Annotated in this window: 5 protein-coding genes; 4 read left to right on the top strand and 1 reads right to left on the bottom strand. The window is 56.9% G+C overall.

Annotation, left to right across the window (positions count from 1 at the left end; all coding sequences use genetic code 11):
• Nucleotides 1-106 precede the first annotated feature (106 nt).
• Entirely contained in the window at nucleotides 107-247 is a 141-nt protein-coding gene (locus ABYT07_RS20640) for a hypothetical protein (RefSeq protein WP_372993876.1), read from the top strand.
• Nucleotides 247-525, top strand: a complete 279-nt coding sequence (locus tag ABYT07_RS20645; protein WP_372993877.1) for a hypothetical protein — start codon at nucleotides 247-249, stop codon at nucleotides 523-525. The genes ABYT07_RS20640 and ABYT07_RS20645 overlap by 1 nt, the downstream gene beginning before the upstream one ends.
• A gap of 155 nt (nucleotides 526-680) precedes the next feature.
• Here ABYT07_RS20645 and ABYT07_RS20650 read toward each other — a convergent pair whose 3' ends face one another.
• Nucleotides 681-914 (bottom strand): hypothetical protein, encoded by a 234-nt coding sequence (locus ABYT07_RS20650; RefSeq protein WP_372993878.1) that lies wholly within the window; start codon nucleotides 912-914, stop codon nucleotides 681-683.
• Between the two features lie 239 nt (nucleotides 915-1,153).
• On the opposite strand from ABYT07_RS20650, the gene ABYT07_RS20655 reads away from it, so the two are divergent.
• A complete protein-coding gene (locus tag ABYT07_RS20655; protein WP_372993879.1) occupies nucleotides 1,154-1,612 on the top strand; it encodes a hypothetical protein in 459 nt (152 codons plus the stop codon).
• Nucleotides 1,606-2,118: hypothetical protein (locus tag ABYT07_RS20660; RefSeq protein ID WP_372993880.1), on the top strand; the 513-nt coding region annotated here is incomplete at its 3' end. The genes ABYT07_RS20655 and ABYT07_RS20660, both read left to right, overlap by 7 nt.

A 2,118-nucleotide genomic window follows, 5' to 3' on the forward strand; every position in this document is an offset into this window, starting at 1 on the left:
CGGCCAAGAAGTGGTGGGTGGGCAGCCATGCGCCGTCGGGTTTCGCTGTCGGCTATGCCTATGAGCATTTCCGCGATCAGGCCCATGATCAGCTTAAGGCTGCCGCATGACGCGGGTACTTCGCTGGGTCGTGATAAAGGAAATAATTGTCGCCACGCATCTTGGTGCGCTTGGCGACTGGTGGGCAGCTTCTGCTGCGCGCCGCTTGGGAAAACTTTCTGAAAACTTTCACGGGGGGCAGGATTGATGACACCGCGCAGTCACGCAATCGCATTTCGGATCTGGCAGGTGTGCAAGCCGTTGGCGTGGGATTTCACCCTTGCCGAGGTGGCCGATGCGCTGGATGAACCGGTCGCAACCGTGCGGGCGGTCATCAAGCTGAAGGGCTGGGGCGGGCGGTTGCGCAGCACCAAGGCGCATTACCGCGGTGCCGGTGGCAACCCCTATGCGGTGGCCGCCGACAATGCGCTGGATGGATATAGCAATCGGCGCGTGGTCGAGCAGCTGATTGGCGGTGCGGTGTGAACGGGTTTGGTTGTTCCGGTGCCTCGGGGTTTCGGGTGCCCCTTGTAGTGCACGGTTCGACCAGTGGGTGCGGGGGCGTTGCTATCGCCGCCGCGCCTGAAATTGCATGCGCTGGATCGAAGGTGGCAAATGTTTCGGTTGCCACCTTCGTTGGTTTACTTGGTCAACAAGCCGAGTGCGACCGTTGCGGATTCGGGGTGTTCTTTACCTCGAAAGACCTCTCCGACGCGATTGGCATTTGTACCCAGTCTTTGAACGACATCTGTAAATGTCTCGCCTTGATGGCGAAGAATATGTGCTGTAACGGCATCATCAAACGTGAGACGCTTCCGCTTTATCACGATGTCATTGAGTTTCACCCCGGTCATGGGGTGTACTTGGATTGCCATTTGTTCACTCCTTTTGGCAATATGGTCCGCAGGTTGTTTGAGAACCTTCGGACCGGGATCACCGCAGTTTTAAGTGCTGCGGCTCCACTAGCCGGGTCGAAGTTTGAATCCCTTCGATCCGGTTTACCTTTCTACCACACATTCAGGGGTCCAACACAACCGTTACAAACCTTGATAGCTCGAAATACTACATCTGGTAGATGTCTTGACTCTTCTGCGTTGTCGCGGGGTGTTTGGGCATGAAGCTGCTAAGGAATCTCTTGACAGGGGAGTGGCTGCCTTCGGTTTGGAAGCTTCGCCCAAACTACACGGAAGTCGTTGAGCGGTACGGTCGTGCAGGTCTTTTCAAGACGGATCAAACGCTTGAAGCGGTTGCCTCATATCGGATCGCAGGATTCGTTGCAGTCATTTCAGAAGAGTGTTCGCCCGCCAGCACGCTAGTAGTCCACAGTCTTAATGTGCTTGGCTGTGCAGCCGTTGCGCCAAGTGATTTCGATGTCTACTTCCCGAAATTCTCTATGCCCGATAGCCGCAAAAGAGCATTTCACGACACAATGCTGGATCAGGCATCACAGATTGTCGTGGTTCCCTATGACGGTTGGCAGTCTGATCATGCGGTTTGGCGGGCGGTAAATTCCGCGCTGCGTGTCAACAAACGGGTGAGTGTGATCCAGCCGATGGTCACGATCGGATGGTGATCGAACGCGATATCACCATCGGCGGGTGCCGGTTGATCCAGGGCGATGCGCGCGCGGTGCTGCCTGCGCTGGATCTGCAAGCTGATCTGTGTGTCACCGATGTTCCCTACAAGCTGTCGTCGGGTGGGTCGCGCCCTGGTGCGTTGGGCGGCAAGCTGTCGGCGGAGAATTACGATAACTCCGGTCTGTTGATGGACGTCGTTGCATGGTCTGAAATCGGCGGGCCCATCTTTCGCGCGCTGAAGCCCAATGCCGACGCCTATGTCATGTCTGACGACAGCAATCTGTTCGCGGCGCACAGCGGGTTTATTGGCGCGGGGTTCAAGTTTCACAGCCTGTTGGTGTGGGACAAGATCGTGCCGAACCGGACGCGCTATTACATGAAGGACAGCGAATTCACGTTGTACCTGTGGAAGGGTCGCGCGCGTGATATTCGCCACGGCGGCAGCAAGCGGGTCGTGTGTTTAGCGCGGCCTGTCGGGGCAGTTCACCCGACGCAAAAGCCA

It is taken from the genome of Sulfitobacter sp., from assembly GCF_041552635.1.
Classification (GTDB): Bacteria; Pseudomonadota; Alphaproteobacteria; order Rhodobacterales; family Rhodobacteraceae; genus Sulfitobacter.

Excerpts from the sequence above, each read along its gene's own strand:
- ABYT07_RS20640 (WP_372993876.1), top strand. The coding sequence starts at position 107 with ATGACGCGGGTACTTCGCTGGGTCGTGATAAAGGAAATAATTGTCGCC.
- ABYT07_RS20645 (WP_372993877.1), top strand. The coding sequence starts at position 247 with ATGACACCGCGCAGTCACGCAATCGCATTTCGGATCTGGCAGGTGTGC.
- ABYT07_RS20650 (WP_372993878.1), bottom strand. The coding sequence starts at position 914 with ATGGCAATCCAAGTACACCCCATGACCGGGGTGAAACTCAATGACATC.
- ABYT07_RS20655 (WP_372993879.1), top strand. The coding sequence starts at position 1,154 with ATGAAGCTGCTAAGGAATCTCTTGACAGGGGAGTGGCTGCCTTCGGTT.